The sequence below is a fragment of the Planobispora rosea genome (assembly GCF_014648175.1).
GTDB lineage: Bacteria > Actinomycetota > Actinomycetes > Streptosporangiales > Streptosporangiaceae > Planobispora > Planobispora rosea.
The window spans coordinates 57,169-73,334 of the sequence record NZ_BMQP01000043.1 but is presented as its reverse complement, the minus strand read 5'-3'; the positions used below and the strand labels follow the sequence as shown (position 1 = coordinate 73,334).

Here is a 16,166-nt window from a genome sequence, read left to right as displayed (position 1 = left end):
ACCAACACCTGGCTGCGGAGGGCGTAGGCACACGACCCTTCCCGGCCCTACACGCGTTCCCCCAGGTCAACCTTCAATTCCGGGCTCACGTGTGACTACCAACTGCGGAACCCGGGTCCACCATGAGGCACAAGACGCCGAACGCGAGGCGGCCGGGGACAAGTGGCAGGCATGGGACTTGGTGTGGTGCATGCCGGACGGAAGCCCCATCGACGCCGGGGACGACTGGGACGAGTGGAAGGAGATCCTCCAACTCGCCGAGATCGACAAGGACGCCCGGGTGCACGACGCGCGCCACACCGCCGCGACGCTTCTTCTTGAACAGGGTGTGGATATCCGGGTGGTTCAGGCGGTCCTCGGGCACTCCCAGCTCACCACGACCAAGCGCTATACACACATCACGGAGACCCTGGCGAGTGAGGCGGCGGCGCGGATGGGCCGGGCGCTGTGGGATGACTGAGTGCCACGGAATCGCAACGACTGCAACGGAAAACGCAACTGGGCAGGCTTCCCGATCATGGAGATTGGGAGTCCTGCCCAGTTCAATGGGGTAGGGCGCCTGGGACTCGAACCCAGAACCTACGGATTAAAAGTCCGCAGCTCTAACCATTGAGCTAACGCCCCGCTGGAGACAGCGTACCGAGGATAGTGTCCGCCGACGTCCGTTGCCAGGTTCGGGAGGGGCGTCGGTTCGTCCAAGAGGTGCGTGGGGAGGCGGGACTCTTCCTAGAGTGGTAGCTGTGACGACATCGGGACCAGAGCTGGATGCCCCCCTCCGTCGGTCCGCGCGAGGCGGATACGTCGTGGTTGATGTGGAGACGACCGGGTTCTCGCCCGCGAAGGGTGATCGGATATGCGAGATCGCTCTGGTGTCCCTGGACGGAGAGGGCAGGACCGTCGATGAGTGGCACTCGCTCATCGATCCCCGCCGGGACACGGGAGCCGTGCACGTCCACGGCATCACCCCCGCGATGGTGGCGGACGCACCGGTGATCCATGAGGTGCTGGACGAGATCTGGGGGCGGATCGCCGGGCGTGTCCTGGTGGCGCACAACGCCTCCTTCGACCTGCGTTTCCTGAGGGCGCTCCCGGACAGTCACTGGGTGACGGAGACTCTGTGCACCCAGCGTCTCGCGCCGCAGTTCCTCCCCGCCGGGAACGGGAAGTGGACCCTCGCCGCATGCTGCGAGCGCGCCGGGGTCCCCCTCGTGAACGCCCATGCCGCGCTGGCCGACGCACGCGCCACCGCCGCGTTGTTCCGTTCGTTCATGGAGCGGGGTGCGTGCTGGGATGAGGAACTGGAACGGGCCGCGCGGGCTCCGGAGTGGAAGGCGTGCGGTCTGCCGCAGCGGGAGGCGCGGCGGCGGCAGGTCGGCTCGTAGGGCGCGAGTCGCCGCAGTCCAGGAGCCGCCGCAACCTGCCAGCCGCCCCCGGCCTGCAGCCGCCCCCGGCCTGCAGCCGCCCCCGGCCTGCGGGCCGTCCGCGACCCCGTGAAGCGCTCGGCCGGCAAGCCGTTTCGCGGATCCGCGGGGTGCACGTGGCAGGTTGTCAGCGATAGGCGGGGATGCCGGTCAGGGCCTCGCCGAGCACCAGGGTGTGAACCTCCTGCGTGCCCTCGTACGTCAGTACGGACTCCAGGTTGTTCATGTGCCGGATCACCGGATACTCCAGGGTGATGCCGTTGCCGCCGAGGATCGTGCGGGCCTGGCGGGCGATGTCCAGGGCGGCGCGGACGTTGGCCAGCTTGCCGAAGCTGACCTGGCGGGGAGTGAGGGTTCCGGCGTCCTTCAGGCGGCCCAGGTGGAGCGCGGTGAGCTGGGACTGCCCGAGACCGACGTACATCCAGGCGAGCTTCTCCTGGGTCAGCTGGAAGCCGCCGATGGGCCTGTCGAACTGGATGCGGCTCTTGGAGTAGTCGACGGCGGACTCCAGGCAGGCGCGGGCCGCGCCGACGACGCCCCACAGGATGCCGAAACGGGCCTCCGACAGACAGGAGAGCGGGCCTTTCAGACCCTGGACTCCGGGCAGTACGGCCGAGGCCGGGAGACGGACGTCGTCGAAGTAGAGGGACGAGGTCACCGAGGCCCGCAGGGACATCTTCTTGTGGATCTCCGGGGCGGAGAAGCCCGGCGTGCCGGTGGGCACCACGAAACCGCGGATGCCCTCCTCCGTCTGGGCCCAGACCACGGCGACGTCGGCGACGGAGCCGTTGGTGATCCACATCTTGGAGCCGTTGAGGATCCAGTCGCCGGAGGGGTCCTGCTTGGCGTGGGTGCGCATGCCCGCCGGGTCGGAGCCGTGGTCGGGTTCGGTCAGGCCGAAACAGCCGATGGCCTCACCGGCGGCCATCCGGGGCAGCCACTCCTCCTTCTGCTCCGCGGAGCCGTACTTCCAGATGGGGAACATGGCCAGTGAGCCCTGGACCGACACGAACGAGCGCAGACCGGAGTCGCCGGCCTCCAGTTCGCGGCAGGCGACGCCGTAGGAGACCGCGTCCAGCCCCGCGCAGCCGTACCCCTCCAGGTGCATGCCGAGGAGTCCGAGTTCGCCGAGCGCGGGGGCGAGCTCACGGGCGGGGAAGACCGCCTCCTCGAACCAGTCGCCGACGTGGGGGAGCACCCGGTCGGAGACGAACTCCTCGACGGTGTCCCGGATGAGGCGCTGCTCGTCGGAGAGTTCGTCATCGATACGCAGGAGGTCGTCCATGGGGGTTCCTCTCGTCCGCGGTGACCCTGGTCAGGGTTCCATGGTGACCCTGCCAGGGTATTGCGGGTACTTCAGGGTCCGGCCAGGGGCAATCCCGATGTGACCGGAGGCGTCCAGGGGGCAGGCTGAAGACATGCACGAAAACAACTTCTCAGGTACGAAACAGCTCCGTCGGACCAGGGACGGACGCATCGTCGCGGGTGTGGCCTCGGGCCTCGGCCGCTACATCGGGATCGACCCGAACATCATCAGGGTGGCGCTCGCCGTCATGAGCATCTTCGGCGGGGCCGGGGTGGCCGTCTACGCGGTCGGCTGGCTGCTCCTGCCCGACGAGGGCAAGGACCGGTCGATCCTCCAGGACCTGCTGGACAAGAACAAGGACAACCCGGTCTGGCTGGACGCGAAGGCCAAGGCCGCGGAGAGCTGGGCGAAGGCCGAGCAGAGCTGGGCCAGGCACGGCGACCGGCACAACGCGCCGGCCGGGTCGTACCCCACCCACGGGGAGCCGGCCGCGCCGGCGCCGTACCCCATGCACCGGGACACGGCCTCGCCGTACCCCACCCATCAGGACGCGGCCCCGCCGTACCAGAACCCGGCTCCGCAGTACACCCCTCCGGTGCCTCCGCAGCACACCAATCCGGAGCCCCCGCGAGGTGACGGCAACTCCACGCCGCAGGCGTGAGTCAGGCCACCGCTCCGGTGCGAGCCCTCACGATGATCTCCTTGCGGGATTCGGTCCACAGCATGGCCAGCGCGGCGGCCACGAACAGGCCCGCCGCGCCGGCCAGTGCGACCACGGGTTCGGGACCGAGCGCGTCCGCGGCGGCACCGCCGATGAGGATGCCGATGCCCTGAACGGCCAGCAGGCCTGACTGGACGAGACCGAAGGCCTGGCCGCGCCGTTCGGCCGGCACGCACTGCACGAACGCGGCGTTGGCGGCGAGCTGGTACGCACCGCCGATGCCCGAGATGAACCACAGGACCAGCACCACGGCGAGCGGCGGGCGCATCGCGCAGACGATCAGCGGCGCGCAGGTCAGCATCGCCATCCAGCCCATGACGCGCAGGCGTCTGGAAGGGCTGACGTATCGGCTGAACAGGAAGGCGCCGACGACCGTCCCGGTCGGCATGGCGCCCATCAGCAGACCGGCCACGAACGAGATCCGCTGGGGGTCGTCGGTCAGAGTGGCGGCATAGGGGGTCGCGATGCCCTCGGGAAGCACGTAGAAGCCGCAGAGCCAGGCGAAGAGCACCAGGGTCCGCAGCCGGGGGTCGCCGAAGACCATCCGGGCTCCGGCGCGGGTCATCGTCCACATCGAGGGACGGTTGGCGTCGTCGTGGAGGGGCGCCGGGCGCCGCCGTATCCCCGACATGAGGATCAGCGCGGAGGCCATGAAGGTGGCCGCGTCGAGGGCCAGCGCGCGGTACGGCCCCATCCCCATGATCAGGGCGCCGCCGACGGCGAAGCCGAGCATCTGCGCGGCCTGGTTGGTCATGTTCTGCAGGGCCGAGCCCGCGACGTAGCGGTCGCCCTCGAGGAGTTCGGGCAGGAGCGCCGCCCGGGCGGCGGAGAACGGGGCGCTGAGCAGCACCACGCAGAAGACCAGGGCGCACAGCGTGACGAACGAGGTGCCGGGGATCGCCATGGCCGCGACCATGACGGCGCGGAGCAGGTCGCAGACGACCATGACGCGGCGCCGGGCGTAGCGGTCGGCCAGTCCCGCCAGCAGCGGGCCACCGATGATCGGCGGCAGGTAGGTCAGCGCGTAGACGGAGGCGGTGGCCAGCGGCGACTCGGTCCGCTCGAAGACCAGGACGGACAGTGCCACACGGGAGAGTTGGTCGCCGAGGAGGGAGAGGGCCTGGCCGCCCCAGAGCGCGCGGAACTCCCTGACGGCGAGGACCTCGCCGTAGGTGGCTTGGCGCTCGACCGGACGGCGATGCCGCCCGGCGGACCGTCCGGACCTGGTGGCCGCCATGGGACTCCGCTGATCTCACGGGCGAACTTGACTGTGTGTGTTCGCCCTGTGACCTACCGTGCCTGTTGAAGAGCCGTTTTGCAACCTGAAGTGGTCAAGCTCATGCAGCGTGTAATTCTCGATCAGGAAATATCGGGCATGATGTGAAGCAACGTGTAATGCGCTTTATCTACCAGCCCAGCTCGTGCAGCCGGTCATCGTCGATGCCGAAATGGTGGGCGATCTCATGAACGACCGTGATCTGCACCTCCTCCACTACATCGTCCTCGGTGTCGCAGATCGAGCAGATCGGGTTCCGGTAGATCTCGATCCGGTCGGGGAGCACGCCGGCGTACCAGTCGCCACGCTCGGTGAGCGGGATGCCGGTGTAGAGCCCCAGCAGATCCGGTTCGGGCGGATCGTCCACGACCACCACGACCACGTTGTCCATGACTTTCGTCAGCTCGGGAGGGATCGTGTCCAGTGCCTCGGCCACGAGCTCCTCGAATTTCTCTCTCGAGACCTCGATCACACGGCCATTCTGCCGCGCTTTTCCGGGTAAGCGACTTCTGGGGAGCCGGGCGGAGACGGCTCCCGTGAGTCGACGGGAGTCGAGCGGAGACGGAGGCGCATGGACTTCAGGCGTTGGACCCAGGCAATCCGCCGCCCCACATCGGGGTGGGGCGGAATGTTCCGCCGCGCCGTGTCGGGGCGGGTCGCACGCGCGGTGGCGGTCCTGGCCGTCGCCGCCGCCGGGGCGTGGCTCGGAGTCGCCCTGGGAAGCCCCGTACGGGCCGTGGTGGGGCCGGTCGAGGCCGGGATGTCCGCCGAGGTCTCCTGGACCGGAGAGACCATCGTGGACGCCCGCCCTCTGGGCACCCTCCTGTTCGACACCCACGACGCCCCGATACGTCTGCGCGTCACGCTGGAGAACATCAACACCGAGCGGGCCAGGGCCATGCTGGAGGATCCCCGGCTCTCCGACCGGCTTCCCGCGCTGCTGGAGAAAGAGCTGAGCGAGGGGATAGGCCAGCTGATCATCAGGGTTGTCGTCTCCGGGCTGGCCGGAGCCCTGATCGCCTCTCTGGTCGTTTTCCGCCGGCCCAGGGCGGCGCTGGCGGGTCTGCTGAGCGCCGTCGTCATGATCGCCGGAGTGGGTACGGGGGCCATCCTGACCTACCGGCCGGGCGCGGTGGTGGAGCCGGAGTACACCGGCCTGCTCTCCGGAGCGCCGTCCCTGGTCGGTGACGCCGAGTCGATCGTGACGAGGTTCGAGTCCTACCGGGGGCAACTCGCCAAACTGGTCAACAACGTCTCACAGCTGTACGACACGGTCTCGGCCCTGCCCGTCTACGACGCCGACCCCACCGCGATCCGGGTCCTGCACGTCTCCGACATCCACCTCAACCTCATCTCGTGGAACCTGATCCGTTCCATCACCGCCCAGTTCAAGATCGACCTCATCGTCGACACCGGGGACATAACCGACCACGGCACCGGTCCCGAGGACAACTTCGTCAAGGAGATCGGCGACCTCGGGGTGCCGTACGTCTTCGTCAGGGGAAACCACGACTCCAAGGCCACCCAGCGCGCCGTGGCCAGGCAGAAGGGCGCGGTCGTGCTCGACGACTCCGTCAAAACCGTGGCGGGCCTGCGCATATACGGCCTCGGTGACCCTCGCTTCACTCCCGACAAGTCCGTCGCCGTCGACTCCGACCCCAACTCCCTCGCCATCCTGGGCAGGGCGCACGCCACCCGGCTGGCCCAGGCGTTCGGCCCGGTCGACCTGGTGGCGGTGCACGACCCGACGATCGGCAGGGCCTTCTCCGGTACGACCCCCATGGTCCTCTCGGGCCACGCCCATGCCCGCTCCACGGAGCTGATGCCCTCCGGTACCCGGATCCTCGTCCAGGGCTCCACCGGCGGCGCCGGCCTGCGCGCCCTCGAACATGACGAGCCCACCCCCGTGATGGCCTCGGTTCTGTACTTCGACCGGGAGACGCGCCGCCTGCGGGCCTGGGACGACATCACCCTCGGGGGACTCGGCGAGCAGTCAGTGCAGATCCAGCGTCATCTTGAGAGCGAGCCTGGGCGTACAATTTTCCCGGAGCCGACGATCAGCCCGTCCCCGACGGGATCGACCGCCGGCGCCGCAACGCCGTGAGCCGGGAAACCGCTTTGGCATCGGGAGCGAAAGTCCCCTATGCTTCAGAGGTCTCCAGCGGAAGACGGCAACGGCAGCGGGACGAAAGTCCTTCACGCCCCCATCGTCTAGTGGCCTAGGACACCGCCCTTTCAAGGCGGCGACACGGGTTCGAATCCCGTTGGGGGCACGGCTGAGCGAAAGCTCGCCAGGGAAACGGCAGGTCGAAGGCCTCCGAAGACCTGGTAAGCTAAGCAAGGCAAGACGGACGGAAGCGAAAACTTCCGACCAAGCAAGGTCCTGTAGAGCAGTTTGGAGTGCTCGCCACCCTGTCAAGGTGGAGGTCGCGGGTTCAAGTCCCGTCAGGACCGCTCTGGTAGGTGTCAACCCACCATCCAGGTCAGGTAGCTCAGTTGGTACGAGCGTCCGCCTGAAAAGCGGAAGGTCGGCGGTTCGACCCCGCCCCTGACCACATCATCTGAGCAGCAAAGACGCCCCGTACGGATCATCGTGCGGGGCTTTTTGATCTCCGGTGCCGGCGACGCGTCACATGTACGGCGGGCGGTTCCGCCGTATGGGATAGGCCGACACCGTACGGGATAGGTCGGCGATCACCAGTTATCCCGGCTGTACCGGCTCCTGTCGAGACGCCGGTGGGTGCCGCACCGGACGATGTGACGGGGTGGAGGCCGGCCGGGGACGCTAGGATCTGCCATCTGAAGATCTTCGGAGGGGTGGAACGGTGACTTTGCCTCCGCCGCGCAGCGGTGACGAACGCAGGCGCGACACGCTCGCCCGGCTGGTCCATGACGTGGACGTCTGGGTGGCCTCGGCGGACGGCGACGGCGATCCCTACATGGTGCCGCTCTCGTTCCTCTGGGACGACGGAGCGTTGATCCTGTCCACCTCCGTGGCCACTCCGACCGGCAGGAACCTCCGGTCGAACGGGCGCGTCCGGATAGGGCTCGGGGGCACCCGCGACGTGGTGATGATCGAAGGTGCGGCCGAGGTGCTTCCCCTCGACCGGATGCGTGACGGACTCGCGGACGCCTTCGCCGAGAAGACCGGATTCGACCCGCGGAAGAGCGGCGACGACTACCTGTACTTCCGCATCGTCCCCACCGGCATCCAGGCATGGCGAGAGGTGAACGAGCTCAAGGGCCGCACCCTCATGCGTGACGGGAACTGGCTGGCGTAGCCCTCCACGGCGCGCCGGGCCCTGGACGGCGTGATCCGCGGTCCGGCGGGGCGGGGACGCGTCTCCGTCGTGGCGCAGGACGACATCGCCGACGACGCCGCCGTACGGGCGCCCGGCGGCCACGCGGGCAGGACCTACGACGTGACGGGGCCGGAGAACCTGACCTTCGCCGAGATCGCCGCCGTCGTCGGCTCGGCCGCCGGCCGCCGGGTGACCTACCACCCCGAGACTCTTGCGGAGGCCTACGCCTCCCGGGCCTCCTACGGAGCACCCGCATGGCAGGTCGACGCCTGGGTGTCGACCTGCACCGCCGTCGCGGCGGGGGAGATGGAGGGCGTCAGCACCGCCGTACCGGACGTCGCCGGGCATCCCGCCACTTCTCTCGCCGACCCGCTGCGGAACGCCCGCTGATCTCCGGATTCCGCGGGGAGACGCCTCTCCGGTGAGAGGGATGACGAGCATCGCTTATCGGGGATTCCGTGTTATTGCGGAAATCCCTCCTCCATAGAGGAAAGATTTTTTCCGCGATGGATGACAGCGTGGTGCCATGAGCGACGACACCGCGATCCGTCCCTTCCGCATCGACATCCCCCGGGCCGATCTGGATGATCTGCACGACCGGCTGCGCCGCACCCGCTTCCCCGGAGAGCTGCCGGGCGTGGGCTGGGACAGGGGTGTCCCCCAGAGCTACCTCAAGGAGCTCGTGGACTACTGGGCCACCTCCTACGACTGGCGCGAGCACGAGGCGAAGATCAACGCCTTCCCCCAGTTCACCACCACGATCGACGGCCAGGACATCCACTTCTTGCACGTCCGCTCGCCCGAGGCCGACGCCACGCCCCTCATCCTCACGCACGGCTGGCCCGGTTCGATCGTGGAGTTCCTCGACGTCATCGGCCCGCTCACCGACCCCCGGGCCCACGGCGGCGATCCCGCGGACGCCTTCCACGTGGTGATCCCGTCCATCCCCGGGTACGGGTTCTCCCGTCCGGTCACCGACCAGGGCTGGAACATCCGCCGCATCGCTCAGGCGTGGGCCGTGCTGATGAGCCGCCTGGGATACGAGCGGTACGGCGCGCAGGGCGGAGACTGGGGCTCGGGCATCTCCCGCGACCTCGGAGTGGTGGACGCCGAGCACGTCATCGGCGTCCACCTGAACTTCCTGCTCACCTTCCCCAGCGGCGCGCCGGGGGAGCTGGACGGGCTGACCGAGGCGGAACGGGAGCGGCTGAAGGGTCTGGATCGCTTCATGGACGACATGTCTGGATACATGAAGATCCAGTCGACCCGGCCGCAGACCCTGGCGTACGGCCTGGCCGACTCCCCTGCCGGGCAGCTGGCCTGGATCGTGGAGAAGTTCCGGGAGTGGACGGATTCGGAGAAGGCGCCCGAGGACGCCGTCGACCGTGACCGGATGCTCACGAACGTGACGCTGTACTGGCTGACCAACACGGCGGGCTCCTCCGCGCAGCTGTACTACGAGTTCGCGCACGCGTGGAGCATGCCGGAGGTCTCCGCCACCCCGACGGGGATCGCGGTCTTCCCGCGCGAGATCGCGCCCTCCGTCCGCAAACTCGCCGAACGGGCCGACGCCATCGTGCACTGGACCGAGTTCGACCGGGGCGGTCACTTCGCCGCGATGGAGGAACCGGATCTGCTCGTCGGAGACGTGCGGGCGTTCTTCCGTGGCCTCCGTGAGAGCGGCCGCTGAGAAGTCCCTGTACGAAGGATCCACCGAGGATCCACCGAAAGGGCCTCCGTACGAAAGAACGCCGAAGCCGAAGGAACCTCCGCGCGAAGGACGCCGGAACCATGGCACCAGGAGGGGCGCGGGTGCGGAAACCCCTTTCACGGGGGTGCGGCTTTCCTCAGGAGCCTGCGGCGGCGGACCCCATCGCCGCCGCAGGCTCCCCCTCGTAGCCTGCTTTCCATGAGCAGGATTCCAGCTGTACGGCGACCGGCGCGGCGGGGTAGCGGTCATGCCCCATGACGGGCTGCGCCGCGGTGGCCTGATGGTCCTCACCCTGTTGGTGGGAACGCTCACCGCGGGCGTGCAGCTGCTCTGGCTGCTCGTCTCCGCCCCGTGCCTCGCCCTGCCGCGCCTGCGCCCCGAGGTGCTGGCGGTCTCGGTCCGGATCGCCTCGTTCGAGGTCCGGCGGCTGGGGATGCGGGTGGTCGGCTACAGCGGTGTGCGGGCGCACCGCTACCTGTCCGCGCGCTGGGCGGTGGGTGTGCTGGGCGGGCTGGTCCTGCTGGTGCTGGGCATCGGCGCAGGGGCCGCGATATGGCTGGTGACCGGCTGGCTGGCAGGGGAACACCCGGACGGCATCGAGCCGACCGCGCCGATCCTGGCCTACATCGCGGTGCTGGGAACGGTTCTGCTGTTCCTCAACCTCACGGGCATCGCCGGAGTGGTGTCGCTGGAACGGTGGCTGGTGGTCCGCCTTCTCGGGCTCAGCCCCACGGAGATACTCGAGCGCCGGATCGCCGAGCTGGCAGAGACTCGCGCGGGGATCGTGGCCGCGGTGGACGTCGAGCGGCGCAGGATCGAGCGTGACCTGCACGACGGGCTGCAGCAGCGCCTTGTCGCCCTGGCCATGCTGATCGGCCGGGCCAGGCGTGGCCGATCACTCGAGCTCCTGGACGACCTGCTCCGCCAGGCGCACGAGGACGCGCAGCGGGCCCTGGCGGACCTGCGGGAGGTGGCCTGGCGGGTCTATCCGAGCGCACTCGACTCCCTGGGGTTGCGGGAGGCGCTGGCCGGGGTGGCCGAGCGCTCCGCCGTGCCCGTGCGGATCTCCTACGATCTGGACGGGCGGCCTGCCACGACGGCCGAGACGGCTGTCTACTTCGTGGTGTGCGAGGCTGTGACGAACGCGGCGAAGCACGCCGGAGCGGGCCTGATCACTGTCCGGGTCGCATCGGAGGAGAGCGGGATTCAGGTACGGGTGACCGACGACGGCAGGGGCGGCGCCGATCCCTCGGGGAGCGGATTATCGGGTCTGGCCCGCCGGGTCGCGGCTCTGGACGGGCACTTCAGTGTGATCAGCCCGGAAGGAGGGCCGACGGTGGTGACGGCGGATCTCCCGCCATCGTCGTGGGATCTCGAGAAAAGCTTCCCCTCAAAAGGGGACTAGAACTAGAGTTCGTATATGAGCCCCGTCCTGCTCCTCGTCGATGTTCAGCGGAACATGCTCCAGCCTCCCGAACCGGTGCCCGAGGCGGAGACGGTCTCGGCCGCGATCGACACGCTCCTGAAGCGTGCCCGTGCCACCGGGATACCGGTGATATTCGTGCGGAACAACGGGGGAGAGGGCGACCCCGACGCTCCCGGGACGCCGGGCTGGGAACTGGTCCACGAGGTGCTCCCGGGGGAGCACGTGATCGACAAACACAGTCCCAGCGCGTTCGCCGGCACCGGCCTCGCCTGGTTGCTCCCGCCGACGGCGTCTGTCGTGGTCGCCGGGATGCAGAGCGAGTGGTGCGTCCGTGAGACGTCCCTGGCCGCGGTGGAGCACGGGCACTCGGTGACCCTCGTGCGAGGTGCTCACGCGACCTATGACGGGGATGAACCCGCCGCGGTCATCTCCGGGAAGGTTGAGGCGGAACTGACCGCGGCGGGCGTCAGGGTGGCCACGCCGTCTGAGTTGTTCTGACGCCCTCCCTGGTCGTGCGCCGCCTGGTCAACAGCGCGTTGGCGGCCACGGCGACGCAGACCAGGCCGAGCAGGAAGCCCCAGGCGACGTCGCTCAGATGGTGCATGCCACGGTACATCCGGGAGTAGGCGATTCCGATGGGGATGCCCAGGCCGACCAGCCACCACAGCACGTTCAAGATCTTGTATCGGTGGGTGTGGAAGGTCAGTACCAGGGCTACACCGCAGTAGAAGGCGACCGCGGCGCTGGTGTGCCCGGAGGGGAAGCTGGAAGTGGGCGGGGCCGGGTCCAGCCGCTCGACCTCGGGCCTGTCGCGCTCGGCCAGGACGGTCGAGAGCAGGAAGATGATCGACTGCGACCACACGGCCACCACGAGGAAGAGCGACTCGTTCCAGCGCTTGAACACCAGCCGGAAGACGACCACGAGCACGGCGGTGGCGATGACGATCACCGGAGTGTCGGACAGGCTCGACAGCACGTCCGTGACGTCGCTCCAGAAGGTCGTGCGGCCGTCGGCCAACTCCTCGTTGACCCCCTGGTCGTTGGCGCCGATGGTGGTCGTCTCCAGGACCTTGGTGATCAGCAGGCCGACGCCGATCGTCAGAGCGGCCATGATGGACAGCGGTAACAAGATGAGGCGGAGGGCGCTCCTGCCATCGATCGGCATCCTCGACATGGTGCCGCAGCTACCCTAAAAGAGGCTCATGGAACGCCCAACCCCGTATAAAAGCGACCCGCTTTCCGTTCCTGAGGCGCCTGCCGGGGTCCTTCCCACGGACGGGCCTGGGAGATCTCCCCCTCAACGGCTCGGCTCCGAAGGGCAGGGGCGCGCGGTTCCCTCCTGTCCGGCGGGCGGGCACGGGCCGTGCCACGAAAGTGAACCTCTCGCGCCGGGCCCGCTGCCCGCCCGCCGGACAGGGGAACTCTCCGCCCTGTCGCCGTGCCGGCAGGGCTCACTTCTCGGGAGGCTCAAGAAGGCCGGCCTTCCGGGAAATCCGATTCCGGCAAGGGGGACGCCTCTTCGGACACCTCGGGCTCGACGCCCTCCTCGTACGGCACGGCCGGCCTGTGGCCCTCGTCGCGCCGCCAGGTCTCGTAGCCCATGGCGGTGGCCGCCACCGTCGCCAGCCCGAGTGCGACCCCGGCGATCACGTCGCTCACCCAGTGAACGCCGAGCCCCACCCTGCTGTAGGCGACGAAGACGGTGATCGCCGCCGCCACGCCCCATGCCGCCAGGCGCGCCCCCCGGCGTTTGAGAACGGGAAGCAGGAGAAGCACCAGCATGCTCGTCCCCGTCGCCGCGGCCATCGCGTGACCGGAGGGGAACGAGGGCCCGGGCGCCCATGACACCGCGTCGGGCAGGATGGGGCGGGCCCGGTCGACCAGTTCCTTGACCGCGAGATTCAGCAGGCCGCTGACGGCGATCGTGACGACCGACCAGACCGCCAGGCGCGGCCATCCCCGTCTCCAGAGCCAGATCGCCGCCAGCACCGCGAGGACACGCCACGTCCACGGGCCGAACACCTCGGTCCCCACGCTGAGGAAGTCCGTGTAGCCCGGGATGGAGAGCGCGTGCCCGTAGAACCGTCGGGCCATGTCCTCGTCGAAGTCGTTCAGCGGTTCGAACGAGGACAACACCAGCACCAGCAGCAACATGAACGGCACCGCGAACAGGATGACAGCCACCGTGGCGAGTGTGAGCCGTACACCCAGTCGCTGGTTCGTGCCCTGGCGATCGAGCAATCTGACCATCACTCATGGCTACCCCGTTGCACAGGTTCATGCATGGGGCGGCGGACAACTCTCCGGTGAGAGTTCGCAGGGAGAGGGGGCCGCGCAGGGAGGGGATCCACGGGGAGGACTCGACCGCAGGGAGCCGGCCGGCCGGGACTCGGCCGACAGGAACTCGGCCGACACGGACTCGCCTGGCAGAGACCCGGACGGCGGCGGCCTGAGGGGAACGGGCGCCGGCGGTCAGGGGCCGGAAGACCTTCAAGCGGCGTGACGGGCCTCGCGGCGCGTGGTCCAGCGCAGCACGTCGCAGTGGCGCCGCTCCGCCTCGCCGAGGGCGGGCTCACCGGAATAGGCGTCGAGTACGGCCCGCAGGTGCGGCATCTGCTCGGCCACATCCGCCCACGCCTGGTCGGGGCCGCCCATGCCCAGCTCGATGAGCGTGTCCAGGTGCGCGGCGTAGGCCGTCCACCACTGGCGGCTCAGCTCCGCCAGGAATCCGCCCAGCCCGCCGAACTCCCGCTCGATCTCGGACTCCCACCAGGACGGGACGGTGGTGTGCCCGGTCTCGACAAGGTCGCGCAGGATGACGTGCGCCAGGGTGCGGCGACGGCGGACGGCGGTGGAACGGGAAGGGATGTTGTTCATATCGACAGCTTGCCGATCTTCGCTTGCCGAATGTTTAACAAGGTGTTGACGATCATATGCGGTGAGGGCCGCCGGGATCCTAGACGCCTGCCTAAATCCCCGTCTCCGGGGCAGAGGTAGACGTCACCACAGGTTCCAGCCACTTCTGAAAGGCAGAAAGGCACCCCCCATATGATGCGCATTGACCAGGACGCGCTGGTCGCGAGCCTCAGAGGGCTCCAGCTGACGGTCCCCGCCCCGGACCTCGTCCAGCAGCTCGAGCGGGCGGTCGGAGTCGTCGACACCCTGCTCGGCCACGCCGGCGCGGGCCTGATGCTCGCCGGGGAGCACGGGGAACTCCGTTACCTGATCACCACCGACGAGGCGGGCCGCAGCCTCGAAGGGGGCCAGCTCCACGCGGGCCGGGGCCCCTGTGTGTCCGCGTTCACCGAGAACACCGAGGTGACCTCCTTCGACGTGCGGAACGATCCACGCTGGCCGGAACTCGCCGAGCGGCTCCACCCGGAGGTGCGCGCGGTCGCAGGGGTGCCGGTACGGCTCGGCGGGCGGCCGGTCGGCACGCTCAACGTCTACCGGTCAGCCCCCTATGACTGGGACGGCTCCGACCTGCGGTCCCTGCACGCCTACGCCGACGTCATCGGGCAGATCCTCACCTCCGCCATAGCGGCCGAGGAGAAGAGCGTCCTGGCCGACCAGCTGCAGTACGCCCTCGACTATCGCGTGGTCATCGAGCGGGCCATCGGCTACCTGATGGGCAAGCACGACCTCACCGCCGCGCAGGCGTTCACCGGCCTGCGCAAGCGGGCCCGGGACAGCCGCCGCCGGGTGGCCGATCTGGCGGCCGAGGTGCTCGCCGAGGGGGCGGGCGAACCGGGATGACCTGACCGGTCCTCCCGCCTTCCGGCCGGATCGCCCCCGGCTCCTGAGGCGACCGGTCCTCCCCGGCTCCCGGCCGAACCGCCCTCCCCGGCTCCCGGAGGGTGGCCGCCTCGGGCGGTACCGGTCCGGGGGGCTAACCTGGCCGTTGATGTACCGATTCCTTTTCACGCAGATTCTCAGCCGCCTCGACCCGGAGGACATCCACCACCTGACGGTGCGGGGACTCCGCCTGGTCTCCGCGGCACCGGTGGCCAAGAAGCTCCTCCACCGCCGCCTCGCGCCCCGTGACCCGGCTCTGCGGGTGCAGGCGTTCGGAGTGCACTTCCCGGGCCCGTTCGGGCTGGCGGCCGGCTTCGACAAGGACGCCCGGTGCGTGGAGGCCATGTCCGCGCTCGGCTTCAGCCATGTCGAGGTGGGCACGATCACCGCCCACGCCCAGCCGGGTAACGCCAGGCCCCGGCTGTTCCGGCTGGTGAAGGACCGGGCGGTCATCAACCGGATGGGCTTCAACAATGCAGGCGCGGACGCCGCGGCCAAGGCGTTGAGCAGGACCCGCGGGGTCCCGGTGGTCGTCGGGATCAACATCGGCAAGACCAAGGTCGTTCCCGAGTCCGAGGCCGTCCACGACTACGTGGCCAGCGCCAAGCAGCTGGCCCCTCTGGCGGACTACCTGGTCGTCAACGTGAGCTCGCCCAACACCCCGGGCCTGCGGAACCTCCAGGCCGTGGAGCTGCTGCGCCCGCTGCTCCAGGCGGTCAAGGAGGTCGCCGACGGCACCCCGAAGCGCACCCCGCTGCTCGTCAAGATCGCTCCCGACCTGGCGGACGAGGACGTGGACGCGGTCGCCGACCTCGCCCTGGAGCTGGGGCTCGACGGCATCATCGCGACCAACACCACGATCAGCCGCGAGGGCGTCACCAGCGGTGAGACCGGCGGTCTGTCGGGGCGCCCGCTGAAGACCCGGTCGCTGGAGGTGCTGCGGAGACTGCGGGCCCGGGTGGGGGACCGGCTCACCCTCGTCTCCGTCGGCGGGGTCGAGGACGTCGACGACGTCTGGGAGCGCCTGCTCGCCGGGGCCACCCTGGTCCAGGGCTACACCGCCATGATCTATAACGGCCCGTTGTGGGCGCACCGCATCCACCGGCAGCTCGCCCGGCGCATGCGCCGCCACGGTGCCACCGATCTCCGCGAGATCATCGGCCGTACCGCGCGCTGAGATATACCCTGGGTGGGTAACTCACGGATCT

Annotated in this window: 17 protein-coding genes and 4 tRNA genes; 14 read left to right on the top strand and 7 right to left on the bottom strand. The window is 69.1% G+C overall.

Annotated elements, in window-relative coordinates; translation table 11 throughout:
* The first annotated feature begins 91 nt into the window (after positions 1–91).
* Positions 92–460, top strand: a complete 369-nt coding sequence (locus tag IEZ08_RS31595; protein WP_373294394.1) for a tyrosine-type recombinase/integrase — start codon at positions 92–94, stop codon at positions 458–460.
* Positions 461–551: 91 nt separating this feature from the next.
* Here IEZ08_RS31595 and IEZ08_RS31590 read toward each other — a convergent pair.
* Positions 552–624 (bottom strand) — tRNA-Lys (locus IEZ08_RS31590).
* A 179-nt stretch (positions 625–803) separates the two neighbouring features.
* Here IEZ08_RS31590 and IEZ08_RS31585 point away from each other — a divergent pair.
* Positions 804–1,382, top strand: coding sequence for a 3'-5' exonuclease (locus IEZ08_RS31585; RefSeq protein ID WP_176728630.1), 579 nt, complete (start codon positions 804–806; stop codon positions 1,380–1,382).
* A 166-nt stretch (positions 1,383–1,548) separates the two neighbouring features.
* On the opposite strand, the gene IEZ08_RS31580 is transcribed toward IEZ08_RS31585, so the two are convergent.
* Positions 1,549–2,706 carry an acyl-CoA dehydrogenase family protein gene (locus IEZ08_RS31580; RefSeq protein WP_068927891.1) on the bottom strand — a complete coding sequence of 386 codons (1,158 nt, stop codon included), beginning with the start codon at positions 2,704–2,706 and terminating at the stop codon, positions 1,549–1,551.
* 133 nt (positions 2,707–2,839) lie between these two features.
* On the opposite strand from IEZ08_RS31580, the gene IEZ08_RS31575 reads away from it, so the two are divergent.
* A complete protein-coding gene (locus IEZ08_RS31575; protein ID WP_084780770.1) occupies positions 2,840–3,388 on the top strand; it encodes a PspC domain-containing protein in 549 nt (182 codons plus the stop codon).
* 1 nt (position 3,389) lies between these two features.
* Here the strand turns inward: IEZ08_RS31575 and IEZ08_RS31570 are convergent, their stop codons facing one another.
* Positions 3,390–4,685, bottom strand: coding sequence for an MFS transporter (locus tag IEZ08_RS31570; RefSeq protein ID WP_068927889.1), 1,296 nt, complete (start codon positions 4,683–4,685; stop codon positions 3,390–3,392).
* Between the two features lie 169 nt (positions 4,686–4,854).
* Positions 4,855–5,196, bottom strand: coding sequence for a metallopeptidase family protein (locus IEZ08_RS31565; RefSeq protein ID WP_189243556.1), 342 nt, complete (start codon positions 5,194–5,196; stop codon positions 4,855–4,857).
* A gap of 156 nt (positions 5,197–5,352) precedes the next feature.
* Here IEZ08_RS31565 and IEZ08_RS31560 point away from each other — a divergent pair, with 156 nt between their 5' ends.
* From IEZ08_RS31560 to IEZ08_RS31520, 9 genes are all read left to right on the top strand, one after another.
* Positions 5,353–6,828, top strand: coding sequence for a metallophosphoesterase family protein (locus IEZ08_RS31560; protein ID WP_068927887.1), 1,476 nt, complete (start codon positions 5,353–5,355; stop codon positions 6,826–6,828).
* A gap of 96 nt (positions 6,829–6,924) precedes the next feature.
* A tRNA-Glu gene (locus tag IEZ08_RS31555) sits at positions 6,925–6,997 on the top strand.
* Between the two features lie 106 nt (positions 6,998–7,103).
* Positions 7,104–7,178 (top strand) — tRNA-Asp (locus IEZ08_RS31550).
* Positions 7,179–7,205: 27 nt separating this feature from the next.
* A tRNA-Phe gene (locus IEZ08_RS31545) sits at positions 7,206–7,279 on the top strand.
* Positions 7,280–7,549: 270 nt separating this feature from the next.
* On the top strand, positions 7,550–8,005 hold the full coding sequence (locus tag IEZ08_RS31540) for a pyridoxamine 5'-phosphate oxidase family protein (RefSeq protein ID WP_068927886.1): 456 nt from the start codon (positions 7,550–7,552) through the stop codon (positions 8,003–8,005).
* 30 nt (positions 8,006–8,035) lie between these two features.
* Positions 8,036–8,416 carry a Rossmann-fold NAD(P)-binding domain-containing protein gene (locus IEZ08_RS31535; RefSeq protein WP_068927885.1) on the top strand — a complete coding sequence of 127 codons (381 nt, stop codon included), beginning with the start codon at positions 8,036–8,038 and terminating at the stop codon, positions 8,414–8,416.
* Between the two features lie 136 nt (positions 8,417–8,552).
* A complete protein-coding gene (locus IEZ08_RS31530) occupies positions 8,553–9,716 on the top strand; it encodes an epoxide hydrolase family protein (RefSeq protein ID WP_141704292.1) in 1,164 nt (387 codons plus the stop codon).
* A gap of 268 nt (positions 9,717–9,984) precedes the next feature.
* The gene (locus IEZ08_RS31525) at positions 9,985–11,142 is read left to right on the top strand and encodes a sensor histidine kinase (protein WP_084780768.1); all 1,158 of its coding nucleotides are present in this window, start codon (positions 9,985–9,987) and stop codon (positions 11,140–11,142) included.
* Positions 11,143–11,157: 15 nt separating this feature from the next.
* Positions 11,158–11,661 carry an isochorismatase family protein gene (locus tag IEZ08_RS31520; RefSeq protein ID WP_068927883.1) on the top strand — a complete coding sequence of 168 codons (504 nt, stop codon included), beginning with the start codon at positions 11,158–11,160 and terminating at the stop codon, positions 11,659–11,661.
* Here the strand turns inward: IEZ08_RS31520 and IEZ08_RS31515 are convergent.
* From IEZ08_RS31515 to IEZ08_RS31505, 3 genes are all read right to left on the bottom strand, one after another.
* Entirely contained in the window at positions 11,630–12,274 is a 645-nt protein-coding gene (locus tag IEZ08_RS31515; RefSeq protein WP_141704291.1) for a phosphatase PAP2 family protein, read from the bottom strand. The two genes, IEZ08_RS31520 and IEZ08_RS31515, sit on opposite strands and share 32 nt — an antisense overlap.
* A gap of 356 nt (positions 12,275–12,630) precedes the next feature.
* The gene (locus IEZ08_RS31510; protein ID WP_229803731.1) at positions 12,631–13,347 is read right to left on the bottom strand and encodes a phosphatase PAP2 family protein; all 717 of its coding nucleotides are present in this window, start codon (positions 13,345–13,347) and stop codon (positions 12,631–12,633) included.
* 306 nt (positions 13,348–13,653) lie between these two features.
* The gene (locus IEZ08_RS31505) at positions 13,654–14,040 is read right to left on the bottom strand and encodes a hypothetical protein (protein WP_068927880.1); all 387 of its coding nucleotides are present in this window, start codon (positions 14,038–14,040) and stop codon (positions 13,654–13,656) included.
* 171 nt (positions 14,041–14,211) lie between these two features.
* On the opposite strand from IEZ08_RS31505, the gene IEZ08_RS31500 reads away from it, so the two are divergent.
* Together IEZ08_RS31500 and IEZ08_RS31495 are read left to right on the top strand one after the other, a co-directional pair.
* A complete protein-coding gene (locus IEZ08_RS31500) occupies positions 14,212–14,919 on the top strand; it encodes a GAF and ANTAR domain-containing protein (protein WP_084780766.1) in 708 nt (235 codons plus the stop codon).
* 148 nt (positions 14,920–15,067) lie between these two features.
* Positions 15,068–16,135, top strand: a complete 1,068-nt coding sequence (locus IEZ08_RS31495; RefSeq protein WP_068927878.1) for a quinone-dependent dihydroorotate dehydrogenase — start codon at positions 15,068–15,070, stop codon at positions 16,133–16,135.
* Positions 16,136–16,166: the final 31 nt, after the last annotated feature.